This is a genomic window from Allobosea sp. TBD101, from assembly GCF_059817965.1.
Genome location: NZ_CM187543.1, coordinates 252,109 through 266,599, shown reverse-complemented (window position 1 = coordinate 266,599; position 14,491 = coordinate 252,109). Strand labels below are relative to the sequence as shown.

The following is a 14,491-nucleotide window of genomic DNA, read 5'->3' as shown; positions in this document are numbered from 1 at the left end:
CGCCGCTTCCCTTCTCCATCGTGACGGCGGAGTGCCCCATGTCGGGTTTTCATCAGCGCGTATTCTCAGGCATGCAGCCGACCTCGACGCTGCATCTCGGCAATTATCTGGGCGCGCTGACCAACTGGGTCGCGATGCAGGATACGCATGAGTGCATCTATTGCGTCGTCGACATGCACGCGATCACGATGTGGCAGGACCCGGCCGACCTGAAGCGCGCCATCCGCGAGGTCACGGCCGCCTATATCGCGGCGGGCGTCGATCCCAAGCGCAGCGTCATCTTCAACCAGAGCCAGGTGCCGGGCCATGCCGAGCTTGCCTGGGTGTTCAACTGCGTCGCCCGCCTCGGCTGGCTGAACCGCATGACCCAGTTCAAGGAGAAGGCCGGCAAGGACCGCGAGAACGCCTCGGTCGGCTTGTATGCCTATCCGAACCTGATGGCGGCCGACATTCTGCTCTACAAGGCGACGCATGTGCCTGTCGGCGAAGACCAGAAGCAGCATCTGGAGCTGACCCGTGACATCGCCCAGAAATTCAACAACGACTTCGGCCCGCAGATCGCCGAACGCGGCCTCGGCACGGGCGAACTCGGTTTCTTCCCGCTGCCCGAGCCGATGATCCAGGGCCCGGCGCCGCGCGTCATGAGCCTGCGCGACGGCACCAAGAAGATGTCGAAATCGGACGCCTCCGATTATTCGCGCATCAACCTGACCGATGATGCCGAGGGCATCGCCCAGAAGATTCGCAAGGCCAAGACCGATCCGGAGGCGCTGCCCTCCGAGGAGAAGGGGCTGGAAGGCCGGCCTGAGGCGGAGAACCTCGTCGGCATCTATGCCGGCCTCTCCGGCATCTCGAAGGACGCTGTGCTCAAGCAGTTCGGCGGCGGCCAGTTCTCCGGCTTCAAGGCTGCGCTGGTCGATCTCGCGGTCGAGAAGCTTGCGCCCATCGCCGGCGAGATGCGCCGCCTGCTGGCGGACCCGAAGCACATCGACGACATCCTCGGCGCGGGCGCCGATCGGGCCGATGCGATCGCCGCGCCGATCATGCGCGAGGTCAAGGACATCGTCGGCTTCGTGCGGAGCCGGTGACGTAAGGGTGCACTTGCGCCGGGGTGCCGGCGCAGGCCACCATGCCCGTCCCTGAAGCGGCGGCAGGACAGTTCATGGTCAAGAGACGGCGGTCCTACGAGACGGGCCATCGCCCGAAATTCCTCGCCGTGGTCGACGGCAGCGAGGAATGCGCCAAGGCGATTCGCTTCGCCGCGCGCCGTTGCGCCCGCGTCGGCGCCTCGATCGTCCTGCTCGGCGTCGCCACCCCGCCCGAGCATGAGACCTGGCTCGGCGTCGGCGAGGTGATGCTGGCCGAAGCCCAGGCCGAGGCCGAGAAGCGCCTTGAAACCGCGGCCGCAGCGGTGCGGACGCTGGCCGGGCTCGAACCGGAGAAGGTCGTGCGTGTCGGCAACAAGGCCGACGAGCTCGTCAAGCTGATCGAAGAGGACGAGGATATCTCGCTGCTCGTGCTCGCAGCCGGGACGAGCAGCAAGGGGCCGGGCCCGCTCGTCAGCGCGCTCGCGGGCAAATCCTCGGCGAGCTTCCCGATCCCCGTCGCCATCGTGCCCGGCCATCTGGAAGACGAGGAGATCGACGCCCTCGCCTGAGGCGACGACCTGCGATTCCATGCCGCTGGAATGATTCCAGCCGGCGGCTTATATCGGAGCCAGGAACGGCGACCTTGAATCGCCGGTACCGGAGGCAAGTCCATGTTCATCCAGACCGAAGCCACGCCGAATCCGGCGACACTCAAGTTTCTTCCCGGCCGCGCCGTCATGCCCGATGGCACGCTCGACCTGCGCGATGTCACGGATGCCGAGCGTTCGCCGCTGGCTCAGCGCCTGTTCGGCGTGTCCGGCGTGTCCGGCGTCTTCCTCGGCTCCGATTTCATCACCGTCACCAAGTCGGACGGCGAATGGCCGCATCTCAAGCCCGCGATCCTCGGCGCGATCATGGAGCATTTCATGTCGGGCGCCCCGGTCCTCGCTGCCGGCTCGGCCGCCGATGTGATCGAGGAGGGCGAGTTCTTCGACCCCGCCGATGCGCAGACCGTCGAGACGATCAAGGACCTGCTCGAAACCCGCATCCGCCCGGCGGTGGCCGGCGATGGCGGCGACATCACCTTCCGCGGCTATCGCGACGGCACGGTCTATCTCGCGATGAAGGGCTCCTGCTCGGGCTGCCCCTCCTCGACTGCGACGCTGAAGCACGGCATCCAGAACCTGCTGCGCCACTTCCTGCCGGATGTGCGCGAAGTCGAAGCCATCTGAGCAAAGCGGAACTGTTGGTGACGATGAGCCGGGCTTTTCGCGGAATGACATCCTGATGCGCATTCTCGCGATCGATACCGCGCTCGGCGCCTGCTCGGCCTGCGTGTTGGATACCGCCGACATGGCGAAGCCATTGGCGATCGAGCAGATCGCCATGGATCGCGGCCATGCCGAGGCGCTGATGCCGCTGGTCGAGCGTGTCATGAAGGATGTCGAGGGCGGCTTCGGCTCGCTCTCGCGCGTCGCCGTGACCGTCGGCCCCGGCAGCTATACCGGCTTGCGCGTCGGCGTCAGCGCGGCCCGCGCCATTGCCTTCGCCGCCGGCATCCCGGCGGTCGGGGTCACCACGGTCGCGGCCTGTGCCGCGCCCCTGATCGGGCGCGAATCGGGCCGGGTCATCGCCGCCGCACTCGATGCCAAACACGGCCAGGTCTGGTTCCAGGCTCTTACGGCCGAGGGTAAGCCGCTGGTCTCCCTCCGGCAGGTCAGCTATCGCGACGCGGCCCGTGCCATCGGCGCAGGGCCGGTCAGCCTCGTCGGGTCCTCGGCGCTCGCCGTCGCCAACGAAGCCTGGGCGATCGGTCTCGACGCGTTGGTGATCGACGATGCCAAGGCGCCCGATATCGCCTGGGTCGCCCGGCTCGGCTTCATCGCCGATCCCGAAAGCGCGCCGCCCCGCCCGCTCTACCTGAAGGCGCCCGAGACGACGCCGCAGGACAAAGCCCGCCTGCCGCGCCGGTGAGCGCATCCCCCAAATGGTGGTTGCCGCTTCGTCGGCCTGTGCGAACAGGCGGCATGGATTGGCTACGCAAATTGCTTCACCCTGATTCGGCACCGCCGCGCACGATGCGGCTCGATGCGGGCCACGCCCTTGATGTCGCGACGCTGCATCATCGCGGCGGCTTCGCCCGCGGCTGGGAGCCGGCCGAATGCGCGGCGCTGATTGCCGATGCAGCGGTTGTCGCCGATGGCGTCTTCAGTGGCGACGGCCACCACCCCGAAGGCTTCGTCATCTCCCGCAAGGCTGCCGACGAGGCGGAGATTCTCAGCATCGTGGTCGCGCCCACCCGCCGCAACGGCGGCTTTGGCCGCGCGCTTCTGGCGGCACATCTCGCGCGACTGGCCGAGGCGGGCGCGATCCATGTCTTCCTCGAGGTCGAGGACGGCAACCTGCCGGCGGAGCGGCTCTACCGCCATTTCGGCTTTCGCGAGGTCGGGCGGCGCAAGGGCTACTACCCCAAGCTCGACGGCACCCGCGCGACCGCGATCGCGATGCGGCTCGATCTCGCGTGACAAGCCGGCGCAATCGCGCCATTGACGACATTCTGAATCCCCAATGAGACCGCCGCTCCACCGATGATCGGACCCGCCTCAGCATGAACGGACTCCGCTTCGGTGCGCTCGCCCGTCTGGCGATGCTGTGCACGGGCACGCTCGGGCTCGTCCTCGCCCAGCTCGTCGTGATGCGGGTCATGCCCTCGCGGCGGGGGGCCTTGCCGCTGCGCTTCCATCGCCTGACCTGCTGGTGCCTCGGCGTCCGGCGGCAGGTGCGAGGGGCTCCGCCGCCGGCCGGAACCGGGGCGCTGATCGTCGCCAACCACGTCTCCTGGCTCGATATCGGCGTGATCGGTGCCGAGCGCGAATTGGCCTTCGTCGCCAAGAGCGAGGTCGGCGAATGGCCGGTGGTCGGCTTCCTCGCCAATCTCCAGCGCACGCTCTATCTCGACCGCCAGCGCCGCAGCGCGACCGCGGGCATGGCCGCCACCATGGGGGCGCGCATCGCCAATGGCGAGGAGGTCGTGCTCTTCGCCGAGGGAACCACGGGCGACGGCACGCGCATCCTGCCCTTCCGCTCCTCCCTGCTCGGCGCCGCGCATCAGGCGATGGGCGACGCCACGGCGGATGTGACGGTCTATCCGCTGACCATCACCTATACCGGCTGGCAGAACCTGCCGGGCGGACGCAACGGGCGGGCGGCGCTCGCCTGGTACGGCGATACCGAGCTCTGGCCGCATCTCAAGCATGTGCTGGAATGCGGCGCGGTCGATGTCGAGCTGGTCTGGGGTGAACCGATCGTGATGGGCCGGGCGACCTCACGCAAGGAAGCGACGCGGCTCGCCGAAGCATCCGTTCGCAGAGCCCGCCAGCGGGCCGTCACCGGCCGCGCGGAGGCGTGACCCCGGTTGGTCCGCCGCTTGCTTATCTTGCCCCTGCGCCCCGCGGCCGTTCCCAAGGCGCCCGATCCGCAGTAAAGGATGCGCTTTGGAGACCCGATCCGCGCCGATGAAGAAAGTCCATATCAAGTCCTTCGGCTGCCAGATGAACGTCTATGACGGGCAGCGCATGGCCGACATCCTGAGCCATCAGGGCTATGAGGAGACGGCGACGCCGGAGGGCGCGGATCTCATCCTGCTCAACACCTGCCATATCCGCGACCGGGCGGTGCAGAAGGTCTATACCGAGCTCGGCAAGCTGCGCGACATCAAGAAGGCGCAAGGCGCCGAGGGCCAGGAGACGAAGATCGTCGTCGCCGGCTGCGTCGCCCAGGCCGAGGGCGGCGAGATCCAGCGCCGCCAGCCCGCCGTCGACCTCGTGGTCGGGCCGCAGGCCTATCACCGCCTGCCGGAGCTTCTGGCCGAGACGGCTAAGCGCCGCGTCGTCGATACCGACCTGCCGGTCGAGGACAAGTTCGGCTTCCTCCCGGCGCCGAAGCGCCAGGCCATTCTGGCGCGCGGCGTCTCGGCTTTCGTCACCGTGCAGGAAGGCTGCGACAAGTTCTGCGCCTTCTGCGTCGTGCCCTATACGCGCGGCGCCGAATTCTCGCGGCCGGTCGCGCAGATCATGGCCGAGGTCGAGCGCCTCGCCGAGGCCGGCGTGCGCGACGTCACCCTGATCGGCCAGAACGTCAACGCCTATCATGGCGAGGGGCCGGACGGTGCCGTCTGGAGTCTGGCGCGCCTGATGCATCGCGTTGCCGAGGTGCCGGGCATCGTCCGCATCCGTTATACGACCAGCCATCCCAGAGACATGGACGACGACCTGATCGCGGCCCATCGCGATCTGCCGCAGGTCATGCCTTTCCTGCATCTGCCGGTGCAGGCGGGCTCGGACCGCATCCTCGCCGCGATGAACCGCAAGCACACCGGCGACGAATATCGCCGCCTGATCGAACGCATCCGCAAGGCCCGGCCCGATATCGCGCTGTCCTCGGATTTCATCGTCGGCTTCCCCGGCGAGACCGATGCCGATTTCGAGGACACGATCCGTCTCGTCGACGAGATCGGCTTCGCCTCCAGCTATTCCTTCAACTATTCGCCCCGCCCCGGCACACCGGCGGCCGATCTCGAAGCGCAGGTGCCGCGCGAGTTGATGAACGAGCGGCTCTATCGCCTGCAGGAGCGCATCGAGCATCACCGGCAGGCCTTCAACCGGGCCATGGTCGGACGAACGGTGGATGTCCTCCTGGAAAGGGCGGGACGCTATCCCGGACAGCTTGCCGGCAAGTCGCCCTATCTGCAGGCTGTGCAGATCGAGAGCGACGCGAATCAGATCGGCGACATCGTGCGGGTGGTGATCGAGAAGACGAGCACGAATTCCCTGTTCGGCCGGCTGGCTGAGCCGGGCGAGACGGATGGGAAGGGCTTGGCCGCTTGAGCGCGTCCGGGCTCATCGCCATTTGCCAGGGAGGGGCGCCGGCCTGTCATCAGGCTGAGATTGTTGCGTCCGGTTATGCTGCGAGACGACCCGGCCGGGCGCTCCTGCCCGGTTGGAACAGGCGCCGGGGACAGGCCAACCACCACCCCGACCCGAAGCGAGGCGACGCATTTGGCACAAGCTGATTCGACGCAAAGACCCGACCGGAACCCGCGGCGCGACCTTGCGCCAGCCCGCCCCGAGGGCGGTGTGCGCGAAAGCGCGGTCCGTGACGGGCTTGCGGCGACAGAGGTCGTGCTCTCCTTCGACGACAACCGGCTCGCGAGCCTGGTCTTCGGCCAATACGACCAGAACCTCGCCCATCTCGAGCGCCGGCTCGGCGTCGTGGTCAGCCCCAATGGCAATCACGTTACCGTGAAGGGCGCCCGCGAGACGGCTGAGCAGGCCGGGCGCGTGCTGAAGACGCTCTATGCCCGCGCCAAGGCCGGCGCGCCGGTCACGCTGGGCGAGGTCGACGGCGCGATCGAGGAAAGCAACGTGCAGCGCTCGCTTTTCCCGACCGCCGATGCCGGCAAGACCTCCTTTGATGCGGTCGTGACCCGCAAGCGCGGGCCTGTCCGCGCCCGCAACGCCGCACAGGACGCCTATCTGCGCCAACTCAAGCGCCACGAGCTCGTGCTCGCCGAAGGTCCGGCCGGCACCGGCAAGACCTGGCTCGCGGTCGGCCATGCCGTCTCGCTGATCGAGCAGGGCGTGGTTGAGCGCATGATCCTGTCGCGCCCGGCTGTGGAGGCGGGCGAGCGCCTCGGCTTCCTGCCCGGCGACATGCGCGAGAAGGTCGATCCCTATCTGCGTCCGATCTACGACGCGCTGAACGACTTCATGGAGGCGCGCCATGTCGAGCGCGGCCTGCAGACCGGCATGATCGAGATCGCGCCGCTCGCCTTCATGCGCGGGCGCACCCTGACCAATGCCGTCGTGCTGCTCGACGAGGCCCAGAATGCCACCTCGATGCAGATGAAGATGTTCCTCACCCGCCTGGGCGAGGGCTCGCGCATGATCATCACCGGCGATCCCTCGCAGATCGACCTGCCGCCCGGCCAGCGCTCTGGCCTGATAGAGGCGGTCAAGCTGCTCAAGGATGTCGAGGGCGTCGGCTATGCCCGCTTTGAGGAAGGCGATGTCGTCCGGCATGATCTGGTGCGACGCATCGTCATGGCCTATGAGAGCGCAGCGCGCCATGAGCGCGAGGAGCGGGAAGAGCGCTTGCGCAATCCCGAAACGCCCCCGGATCTCAACCGGGAAGGCGACAGCGAAGGGCTGAAGCGGATGTTGGCGCGGGAGCGGCCGCGATGAACGATCGACCTCGTGGGCGGCGCACGGCGCCGCCACCCGAGAAGACGTCTTCGGAGATCCACCTCGACGTCAGGGCGCAGTCGCGCCGCTGGCATGAGCTCGGCAAGCTGCCGGCCCTGCGCGCCTTGCTGAACGAGGCGCTGGAAGCGGGGATCGCGGTGGCCCCGCGCAAGCCGATGCCCGGCGCCGAGCTCAGCCTGCTGCTGACCGACGACAAGCGCATCCGCATCGTCAACCGTGACTGGCGCGGCTTCGACAAGGCGACGAACGTGCTCTCCTTCCCGGCCGCGCCGCCGGAGCGCATCGCGCAGAGCCCGCTGCTCGGCGATATCGTCATCGCCTATGAGACGGTGCTGCGCGAGGCTGAGGCCGAATCCAAGAGCGTGACGGACCATCTGCGTCATCTCGCGATCCACGGCCTGCTCCATCTCCTCGGCGAGGATCACGAGACCGATGCCGAGGCGCGCCGCATGGAAGCGCTCGAAGTCGCCGCCCTCGCCCGTCTCGGCGTGGCCGATCCCTATGCCGGTGCCGAACTCGTCACGGCGCCCGTTCCCTCTTCCGCGTAAGCCCCCACGATCATGAGCGACGACAGTCGACAACCCCAGAACGAAACCGCCGGCCGTGGCCTTGGCCATTGGCTGGGCCAGTTCCTAGACCGGCTTGGACTGCGCGGTGGCGGCACCGCCCGCGAGGAAATCGTCGAGGCCCTGGCCGAGGAGAATGGCGAACTTGCCGATCTCTCTGCCCAGGAACGCGCGATGCTCACCAATGTGCTGAGCCTGCGGGAACGCCGCGTCGGCGATGTCATGATCCCGCGCGCCGATATCGTCGCCGTCCCGGCCGAGGCGACGCTGGACGAATTGCTCGCGCATTTCCGCACCGCCGGCCATTCGCGCCTGCCGGTCTTCGACGACACGCTCGACGATCCCCGCGGCATGGTCCATATCCGCGACTTCCTCGAATACATCGCCGAGAAGGCGCGGCCGGGGGAAAACGGGCCGCCGGACGAGAACGGCAAGCTCGCGATTCCGCACACGCTGTCCGCCGTCGATCTCTCGACGCGGCTCGCCGAGACCAAGCTTCTGCGCCCCGTCCTCTACGTGCCGCCCTCGATGCCGGCCGTCGATCTGCTCGTCCGCATGCAGTCGACCCGCACCCATATCGCGCTGGTCATCGACGAATATGGCGGGACCGACGGGCTCGTCTCGATCGAGGACCTGATCGAGATCGTCGTCGGCGATATCGAGGACGAGCATGATCTCGAGGAGACGCCAATCGTCCCGGCCGGCGAGAACCGCTTCACGGCGGACGCCCGCGCGACGCTGGCCGAGCTGAAGGCTGCCACCGGCGTCGATCTGTCCGGCAATGAGGTCGCCGACGACATCGATACGCTGGGTGGCTTGATCGTCACGCTCGCCGGCCGCGTCCCGGCGCTGGGAGAGATAGTGAAGGGCCCGGACGGGCTCAGCTTCGAGATCCTCGATTCCGATCAGCGCCGCGTGAAGCGCCTGACCATCCATTGCCGCAGCGAACCCGCGGCCGAAGAACCGGCGATGGAGCCGGGCTGATGGGGCTCTCCGGCATCGCCGAAGCCGTCATCCTGGGGTGGGGTTGGCGGAAGCGCCTGATCGCGCTTTTCGCTGGTGCGAGCGGTGCGCTTGCCCTGCCGCCGCTCGATCTCTGGCCGCTCATCGCGGTGCCGATGACCATCGCGGTCTGGCTGATCGACGGCGCTGTCGGCACCAGTGCCTGGCGCCGGTTCCGGGCCGCCTTTGCAGTCGGCTGGTGGTGGGGCTTCGGTTTCTTCCTCGCCGGGTTGTGGTGGCTCGGCGCCGCCTTCCTCGTCGAGGCCGACAAGTTCGCCTGGGCGATGCCGCTCGGCGTCGTCGCCCTGCCGGCCTTCCTCGCCATCTTCCCGGCCTTCGCCTTTGGCTTCGCCCGCCTGGCCTGGCCCAAGGGCGCCGGGCGCATCCTCGTGCTTGCCGTGATGCTGGCGCTCAGTGAATGGCTGCGTGGCCATGTCCTGACCGGCTTTCCCTGGAACGTCTACGGCATGATGCTGGCGGGCGAGATCCATCTCGCGCAGGCCGCCTCGCTGGTCGGGCTCTACGGCCTGACCCTGTTCGCCGTGGCGATCGGCGCGGCTCCGGCCGTTCTGGGAACCGCGCAGACGCCGGCCGGGCGTCGCCTGCCGCCGCTTCTGGCTCTCGCCGCGTTGGCTGGCCTGTTTGCTTTCGGATACTGGCGCGTGCCCGCCGCCTCCTCCCCGCTCGTGGCGGGGGTGAAGTTGCGGCTGATGCAGCCCAATCTGCCGCAGGATGCCAAGTTCAACGGCCGCAACGGCGAGGCGATCCTCAACAGCTACCTGGCCTTGAGCGACCGCGCGACCAGCCCGACCTCGCCCGGCCTTCAGGGCATCACGCATCTGGTCTGGCCGGAATCGGCCTTTCCCTTCCTGCTCGGCCGCACGCCCGGCGCCTTGTCCCGCATCGGGGCCGTGCTCCCGCCCGACGTGACGCTGGTCACCGGCGCGGCTCGTGCCGGCGAGACGCTGCCGGGCGAAAGCCGGCCGCCGATCTACAATGCGATCCAGGTGGTCAATGATGAGGGCGTCATCGTCGCCGGCTATGACAAGGTTCATCTCGTTCCCTTCGGCGAGTACCTGCCGCCGATCCTCGACACGCTGATCCGCGGGGTCGGTCTGTCCCAGTTCGTCTCGATTCCCGGCGGTTTCGCGGCCGGAAGCGCCCGGACGCCGCTTGCGATCAAGGGGCTTCCGACGGCGGCACCGCTGATCTGCTACGAGGCGGTGTTTCCGGGCGCGGTCGCCGCGCGCGGTCCGCGCGCCGGCTTCTTCCTGAACCTGACCAATGACGGCTGGTTCGGCCAGACCAGCGGCCCCTACCAGCATTTTGCGCAGGCGCGGCTGCGCAGCATCGAGGAAGGCCTGCCGCTGGTGCGCGTCGCCAATACCGGAATTTCGGCGGTGGTCGATCCTTACGGCCGCACGGTGGCGAGCTTGCCCCTCGGCGTTGAGGGCGTGCTGGATTCAGGTCTGCCGCGCGCCGGCTCGATCACGCTCTATGCAAGGGCAGGGGACTTCGTCTTCGCCGGGTTCATGCTGCTTTTTCTGGCATTGTCACGGTTGCGCGTTCGAGAATGATCCCGATTGGAACTTTTTCACGGCGAAGGGTGGATTAGCCGTGAAGCCTATAATAAAGGACGGCTACCGCGCGCCGACCAGGATGGCGGCTCCTGGTCATGACACTGATGCCTAAGCAGGGTGAATCATGATCAAGAAAGTCCCCAACCCCATCGACAAGCATGTCGGCAGCCGCGTCCGCATGCGTCGAATGCTCGCTGGGGTCAGCCAGGAAAAGCTCGGCGAAGCACTCGGGCTGACCTTCCAGCAGGTGCAGAAATACGAGAAGGGCTCGAACCGCATCAGCGCGAGCCGCCTGCAGCAGATCGCCAAGATGCTGGATGTGCCGGTGGCCTTCTTCTTCGACGGCGCGCCGACCGGGGATATGCCGGAATCCGGCTTCGCGGATTCCGCCGCAACGACCTTCATTTCCGAATTCCTCACCACCAGTGAAGGCGTACAGCTCACCAAGGCCTTCACGCGGATCAAGAGCGGCCGGGTACGTCGGCGGATCATCGATCTCGTCGAGGCGCTGGCGGAGGAAGACGCCGGAACGGCGTGATATCGCCTTCTTTTCGTTCGGTGTGACGAACGATCCTCCCGATAAGCGGATTTTCCTGCTTGACGGCGAACGCGTCCGCTGCGAAGACGAACCGTTCATTGGGCTGGCGTCGCTGCGCCGGCCTTTTCCATGTGCCGATTCAGGGAAGCCCCGACCGTGTCACGCCAGAATTACCTGTTCACCAGCGAGTCCGTCTCGGAGGGGCACCCCGACAAGGTCTGCGACCGCATCTCCGACGAGATCGTCGATCTGTTCTTCAAGGAAGCCGCCAAGGCGGGCATGGATGCGAGCAAGGTCCGCGTCGCCTGCGAGACGCTCGCGACGACCAATCGCGTGGTCATCGCCGGCGAGGTCCGCACCTCGCTCGACGAGAAGGCGATGAAGAGCAAGGTCAAGTCGGCCGCGCGCAAGGCGATCAAGGCGATCGGCTACGAGCAGGACGGTTTCCACTGGAAGAAGTGCAAGATCGACGTTCTTCTGCATCCGCAATCCGCGGATATCGCCGTGGGCGTCGATGAGGCCGGCAACAAGGATGTCGGCGCCGGCGACCAGGGCATCATGTTCGGCTATGCCAGCCGCGAGACGCCCGAGCTGCTGCCTGCCCCGATCTACTACGCCCACAAGATCCTCGAGATCCTGACGCTCGCCCGCAAGAAGGGCGAGGGCGATGCGGCCAAGCTCGGCCCGGACGCCAAGAGCCAGGTCACCGTCAAGTACGAGAACGGCAAGCCGGTCGGCGTCACCCAGATCGTGCTCTCGACCCAGCATCTCGACGAGACGCTGACCTCGGCCGATGTCCGCAAGATCGTCGAGCCCTATATCCGCCAGGCGCTGCCGGATGGCTGGATCTCCAAGGACACGGTCTGGCACATCAACCCGACCGGCAAGTTCGTGATCGGCGGCCCGGACGGCGACGCTGGCCTCACCGGCCGCAAGATCATCGTCGACACCTATGGCGGTGCGGCTCCCCATGGCGGTGGCGCCTTCTCGGGCAAGGACCCGACCAAGGTCGACCGTTCGGCCGCCTATGCGGCGCGCTACCTCGCCAAGAACGTCGTCGCGGCCAAGCTCGCCGACCGCGCCACGATCCAGCTCTCCTACGCCATCGGCGTCGCCAAGCCGCTGTCGATCTATGTCGACCTGCACGGCACCGGCAAGGTCGACGAGGCCAAGCTCGAGGACGTGCTCGGCAAGCTGGTCGATCTCTCGCCGAACGGCATCCGCAACCATCTCGGCCTCAACAAGCCGATCTATGCCAAGACCTCGGCCTACGGCCATTTCGGCCGCAAGGCCGGGCGTGACGGCTCCTTCTCCTGGGAGAAGACCGATCTCGTCGACGCGCTGAAGAAGGCCGTCGCCTGAGACAGCGCGTTCGCTTGAATTGACGAGGCCGGAGCTGTTCGCTCCGGCCTTTTCATTTTGCTACAGGCATCCTATCCGCGCCGTCATCCCGGGCGGAGCGAAGCGTAGACCCGGGATCCATGCCTGAGCCTCGATCGGATAGGCTCTGGCATGGATCCCGGATCGGCGCGGCTGAAGCCGCTTGTCCGGGATGACTTCGGTTCCTGCGAGACGATTCCGAATGACCTACGACCCCGATCATGACGAACGCGCCTTCTATGGCCGCCGCAAGGGCAAGGCCCTGCGCGACGGCCAGAGCCATCTGATGGAGCACACGCTGCCGCGTCTGCGCCTGCCGGAAGGCGAGATCGCGGACCTCAAGGCGCTGTTCCCGCAACCCGTCGAGGCCGTCCGGCTGGAGATCGGCTTCGGCGGCGGCGAGCATCTGCTGATGCGGATGCGCGAGAGCCCGCAGATCGGCTTCATCGGCGTCGAGCCCTTCATCAACGGCATGGCCAAGTTCCTGGCCGTGGCCGAGCGTGAGGGACTGACCAATATCCGGGTCTGGGACGACGACGCCGCGCTTCTGCTACCGCGCTTGCCCGCAGGCAGCCTCGACGCGATCGACCTGCTCTATCCCGATCCCTGGCCGAAGCGCCGCCAGCGCAAGCGTCGCTTTGTTTCCGAGCACACGCTGGGCCTGTTCGCCCGCGCGCTGAGGGCAGGCGGACGTTTCCGCTTCGCCAGCGATATCGACGATTATATCGGCTGGACGCTGTCGCGCCTGATGGCCTCGCCCGATTTCGACTGGACCGACGAGCGGCCGGGCGACTGGCGCACGCCCTATCCCGGCTGGATCCGCACCCGCTACGAGGCGAAGGCGGTCCGCGAGGTGCGCATCTCCAGCTATCTCACGGCTTTGCGTCGCGCATCCTGAGGAAGCCGAGCACGCGCTGGGCGGTGCCCTGCGCGAGAGTGCGGAAGCTTTCGCGGGCGCGGTCGACGGCGGCCTGCGACTTGCCGAAATCCTTGCGCAGCGAGATCAGCGCCGCCGTGGTCTCCCACGACCAGCCGAGCGCGCGTGCGACCAGCAGCACGGCCTCGCGGTCGCTGCCGAGGATGATCTGCTCGCTCGCCGGCAGGCCGAGCTGCGCCAGCACCGCGACACCGCAGATCGCGTGCTCGGTCGCGCCGTCGCGGGCATAGGTACGGACCTTGGCCTCGTCGAGCAGACCGGCTTCGTTCAGCTCGCGGATTTCGACGAGGGCCGCGCTGATCGCGCCGAGCTCGCCCGGCATCTGGCCGCCGGCCGCGATGGCGTCCGCTCCGCGTTCGACCGCGCTGTCGACATCGTTGGCAAGCGTCGGTTCGAGACTCTCGCTCAACCGGCGTCGGGCGGAATTCTTGGCGGCGGTCATGAGCTGGTCGACGAGTTCGGCCGGAATGTCACGGCGCAGGCCGAGCGTGGCCTGGAGAGCATCGTCCTGTGCCGCCCGCATCACCAGAACGCCCATGCCGTGGCGCGAGAACTGAGCTGTCTGGTTGGCCGCGACGGCATGGGTCACGACGCGCCCGCCGCGCAGGATCAGGAAATCGGTGACGGGTTCGCCGAGCCCGGGCCGCTCGGTGATGGCGAGCATATGATCGCGCCCCTTGGCGGCCGAGATCGCGACGAGGTCCTGATCGGTGAGGCGCGGCGACTGCACCAGGACGGCACGCGCCACGGCGATCTCGTCGAGGGCGAGCTGGCGGACGACGCCGCTCGGCGCGTTCGGCACCGGCGCGATCCGCTCCGACAATTCGACGCGGGCGCGCAGCTCGATGGCGCGCGACAGCCGCCCGATCACCACGTCGAAGACGCCGACCTGCTCTTCGTCCATATGGACGGCTGTGGCCAGGAACAGGTCCGTCAGCCGCGACAGGATGTCGGCGCGCACGTCGTTCGAGCCGCGCAGCATCGTGGATTCGAGATCTCGCAGCAGCGAGCCGACCGCACTCATACCTGATCCTCAACCGGTATACCGTTGCGTCATCTTGCACGCGAAGGATGACCATTGGGTTAGCGCCGCCGCAACCGAGCTTGCATATCGGGGCGATGCGGACTAAATAGCGG

General features: G+C 67.4%; 15 protein-coding genes. 14 read left to right on the top strand and 1 reads right to left on the bottom strand.

The window, feature by feature from the left end; genetic code table 11:
* Positions 1 to 38: 38 nt before the first annotated feature.
* The 14 genes from trpS (at position 39) to trmB (ending at position 13,315) form a co-directional block, all read left to right on the top strand.
* On the top strand, positions 39 to 1,088 hold the full coding sequence (trpS, locus tag AC6RIC_RS01330; protein ID WP_454654347.1) for a tryptophan--tRNA ligase: 1,050 nt from the start codon (positions 39 to 41) through the stop codon (positions 1,086 to 1,088).
* A gap of 74 nt (positions 1,089 to 1,162) precedes the next feature.
* The gene (locus AC6RIC_RS01325) at positions 1,163 to 1,657 is read left to right on the top strand and encodes a universal stress protein (RefSeq protein WP_454654345.1); all 495 of its coding nucleotides are present in this window, start codon (positions 1,163 to 1,165) and stop codon (positions 1,655 to 1,657) included.
* A 102-nt stretch (positions 1,658 to 1,759) separates the two neighbouring features.
* Positions 1,760 to 2,320: a NifU family protein gene (locus AC6RIC_RS01320; protein ID WP_454654344.1), complete on the top strand. Its 561-nt coding sequence runs from the start codon at positions 1,760 to 1,762 to the stop codon at positions 2,318 to 2,320.
* Between the two features lie 55 nt (positions 2,321 to 2,375).
* Positions 2,376 to 3,062, top strand: a complete 687-nt coding sequence (tsaB, locus tag AC6RIC_RS01315; RefSeq protein WP_499734807.1) for a tRNA (adenosine(37)-N6)-threonylcarbamoyltransferase complex dimerization subunit type 1 TsaB — start codon at positions 2,376 to 2,378, stop codon at positions 3,060 to 3,062.
* 71 nt (positions 3,063 to 3,133) lie between these two features.
* Complete coding sequence (locus AC6RIC_RS01310; protein ID WP_499734806.1) at positions 3,134 to 3,613, top strand: GNAT family N-acetyltransferase; 480 nt, start codon at positions 3,134 to 3,136, stop codon at positions 3,611 to 3,613.
* 83 nt (positions 3,614 to 3,696) lie between these two features.
* Positions 3,697 to 4,497, top strand: coding sequence for a lysophospholipid acyltransferase family protein (locus AC6RIC_RS01305; RefSeq protein WP_499734805.1), 801 nt, complete (start codon positions 3,697 to 3,699; stop codon positions 4,495 to 4,497).
* Between the two features lie 106 nt (positions 4,498 to 4,603).
* Positions 4,604 to 5,974 (top strand): tRNA (N6-isopentenyl adenosine(37)-C2)-methylthiotransferase MiaB, encoded by a 1,371-nt coding sequence (gene miaB, locus AC6RIC_RS01300; protein WP_499734804.1) that lies wholly within the window; start codon positions 4,604 to 4,606, stop codon positions 5,972 to 5,974.
* 249 nt (positions 5,975 to 6,223) lie between these two features.
* Positions 6,224 to 7,330, top strand: a complete 1,107-nt coding sequence (locus tag AC6RIC_RS01295; RefSeq protein ID WP_499734803.1) for a PhoH family protein — start codon at positions 6,224 to 6,226, stop codon at positions 7,328 to 7,330.
* Positions 7,327 to 7,899: an rRNA maturation RNase YbeY gene (gene ybeY, locus AC6RIC_RS01290; RefSeq protein WP_499734802.1), complete on the top strand. Its 573-nt coding sequence runs from the start codon at positions 7,327 to 7,329 to the stop codon at positions 7,897 to 7,899. The genes AC6RIC_RS01295 and ybeY overlap by 4 nt, the downstream gene beginning before the upstream one ends.
* A gap of 12 nt (positions 7,900 to 7,911) precedes the next feature.
* Entirely contained in the window at positions 7,912 to 8,901 is a 990-nt protein-coding gene (locus tag AC6RIC_RS01285; RefSeq protein ID WP_499734801.1) for a hemolysin family protein, read from the top strand.
* Positions 8,901 to 10,496, top strand: coding sequence for an apolipoprotein N-acyltransferase (lnt, locus tag AC6RIC_RS01280; RefSeq protein WP_499734800.1), 1,596 nt, complete (start codon positions 8,901 to 8,903; stop codon positions 10,494 to 10,496). The genes AC6RIC_RS01285 and lnt overlap by 1 nt, the downstream gene beginning before the upstream one ends.
* Positions 10,497 to 10,623: 127 nt before the next feature.
* Positions 10,624 to 11,037 (top strand): helix-turn-helix domain-containing protein, encoded by a 414-nt coding sequence (locus AC6RIC_RS01275; RefSeq protein ID WP_454654332.1) that lies wholly within the window; start codon positions 10,624 to 10,626, stop codon positions 11,035 to 11,037.
* A gap of 129 nt (positions 11,038 to 11,166) precedes the next feature.
* A complete protein-coding gene (gene metK, locus AC6RIC_RS01270) occupies positions 11,167 to 12,399 on the top strand; it encodes a methionine adenosyltransferase (RefSeq protein ID WP_454654331.1) in 1,233 nt (410 codons plus the stop codon).
* Between the two features lie 220 nt (positions 12,400 to 12,619).
* The gene (trmB, locus tag AC6RIC_RS01265) at positions 12,620 to 13,315 is read left to right on the top strand and encodes a tRNA (guanine(46)-N(7))-methyltransferase TrmB (protein WP_499734799.1); all 696 of its coding nucleotides are present in this window, start codon (positions 12,620 to 12,622) and stop codon (positions 13,313 to 13,315) included.
* On the opposite strand, the gene AC6RIC_RS01260 is transcribed toward trmB, so the two are convergent.
* Positions 13,290 to 14,378, bottom strand: a complete 1,089-nt coding sequence (locus tag AC6RIC_RS01260) for a DUF2336 domain-containing protein (RefSeq protein ID WP_454654328.1) — start codon at positions 14,376 to 14,378, stop codon at positions 13,290 to 13,292. The two genes, trmB and AC6RIC_RS01260, sit on opposite strands and share 26 nt — an antisense overlap.
* Positions 14,379 to 14,491 lie beyond the last annotated feature (113 nt).

What these genes read in the sequence shown, in the direction of transcription:
- metK (WP_454654331.1), top strand. Translation starts at nt 11,167, where the DNA reads ATGTGCCGATTCAGGGAAGCCCCGACCGTGTCACGCCAGAATTACCTG.
- AC6RIC_RS01260 (WP_454654328.1), bottom strand. Translation starts at nt 14,378, where the DNA reads ATGAGTGCGGTCGGCTCGCTGCTGCGAGATCTCGAATCCACGATGCTG.
- trpS (WP_454654347.1), top strand. Translation starts at nt 39, where the DNA reads ATGTCGGGTTTTCATCAGCGCGTATTCTCAGGCATGCAGCCGACCTCG.
- trmB (WP_499734799.1), top strand. Translation starts at nt 12,620, where the DNA reads ATGACCTACGACCCCGATCATGACGAACGCGCCTTCTATGGCCGCCGC.
- AC6RIC_RS01275 (WP_454654332.1), top strand. Translation starts at nt 10,624, where the DNA reads ATGATCAAGAAAGTCCCCAACCCCATCGACAAGCATGTCGGCAGCCGC.
- AC6RIC_RS01325 (WP_454654345.1), top strand. Translation starts at nt 1,163, where the DNA reads ATGGTCAAGAGACGGCGGTCCTACGAGACGGGCCATCGCCCGAAATTC.
- AC6RIC_RS01285 (WP_499734801.1), top strand. Translation starts at nt 7,912, where the DNA reads ATGAGCGACGACAGTCGACAACCCCAGAACGAAACCGCCGGCCGTGGC.
- miaB (WP_499734804.1), top strand. Translation starts at nt 4,604, where the DNA reads ATGAAGAAAGTCCATATCAAGTCCTTCGGCTGCCAGATGAACGTCTAT.
- lnt (WP_499734800.1), top strand. Translation starts at nt 8,901, where the DNA reads ATGGGGCTCTCCGGCATCGCCGAAGCCGTCATCCTGGGGTGGGGTTGG.
- AC6RIC_RS01305 (WP_499734805.1), top strand. Translation starts at nt 3,697, where the DNA reads ATGAACGGACTCCGCTTCGGTGCGCTCGCCCGTCTGGCGATGCTGTGC.
- AC6RIC_RS01320 (WP_454654344.1), top strand. Translation starts at nt 1,760, where the DNA reads ATGTTCATCCAGACCGAAGCCACGCCGAATCCGGCGACACTCAAGTTT.
- tsaB (WP_499734807.1), top strand. Translation starts at nt 2,376, where the DNA reads ATGCGCATTCTCGCGATCGATACCGCGCTCGGCGCCTGCTCGGCCTGC.
- ybeY (WP_499734802.1), top strand. Translation starts at nt 7,327, where the DNA reads ATGAACGATCGACCTCGTGGGCGGCGCACGGCGCCGCCACCCGAGAAG.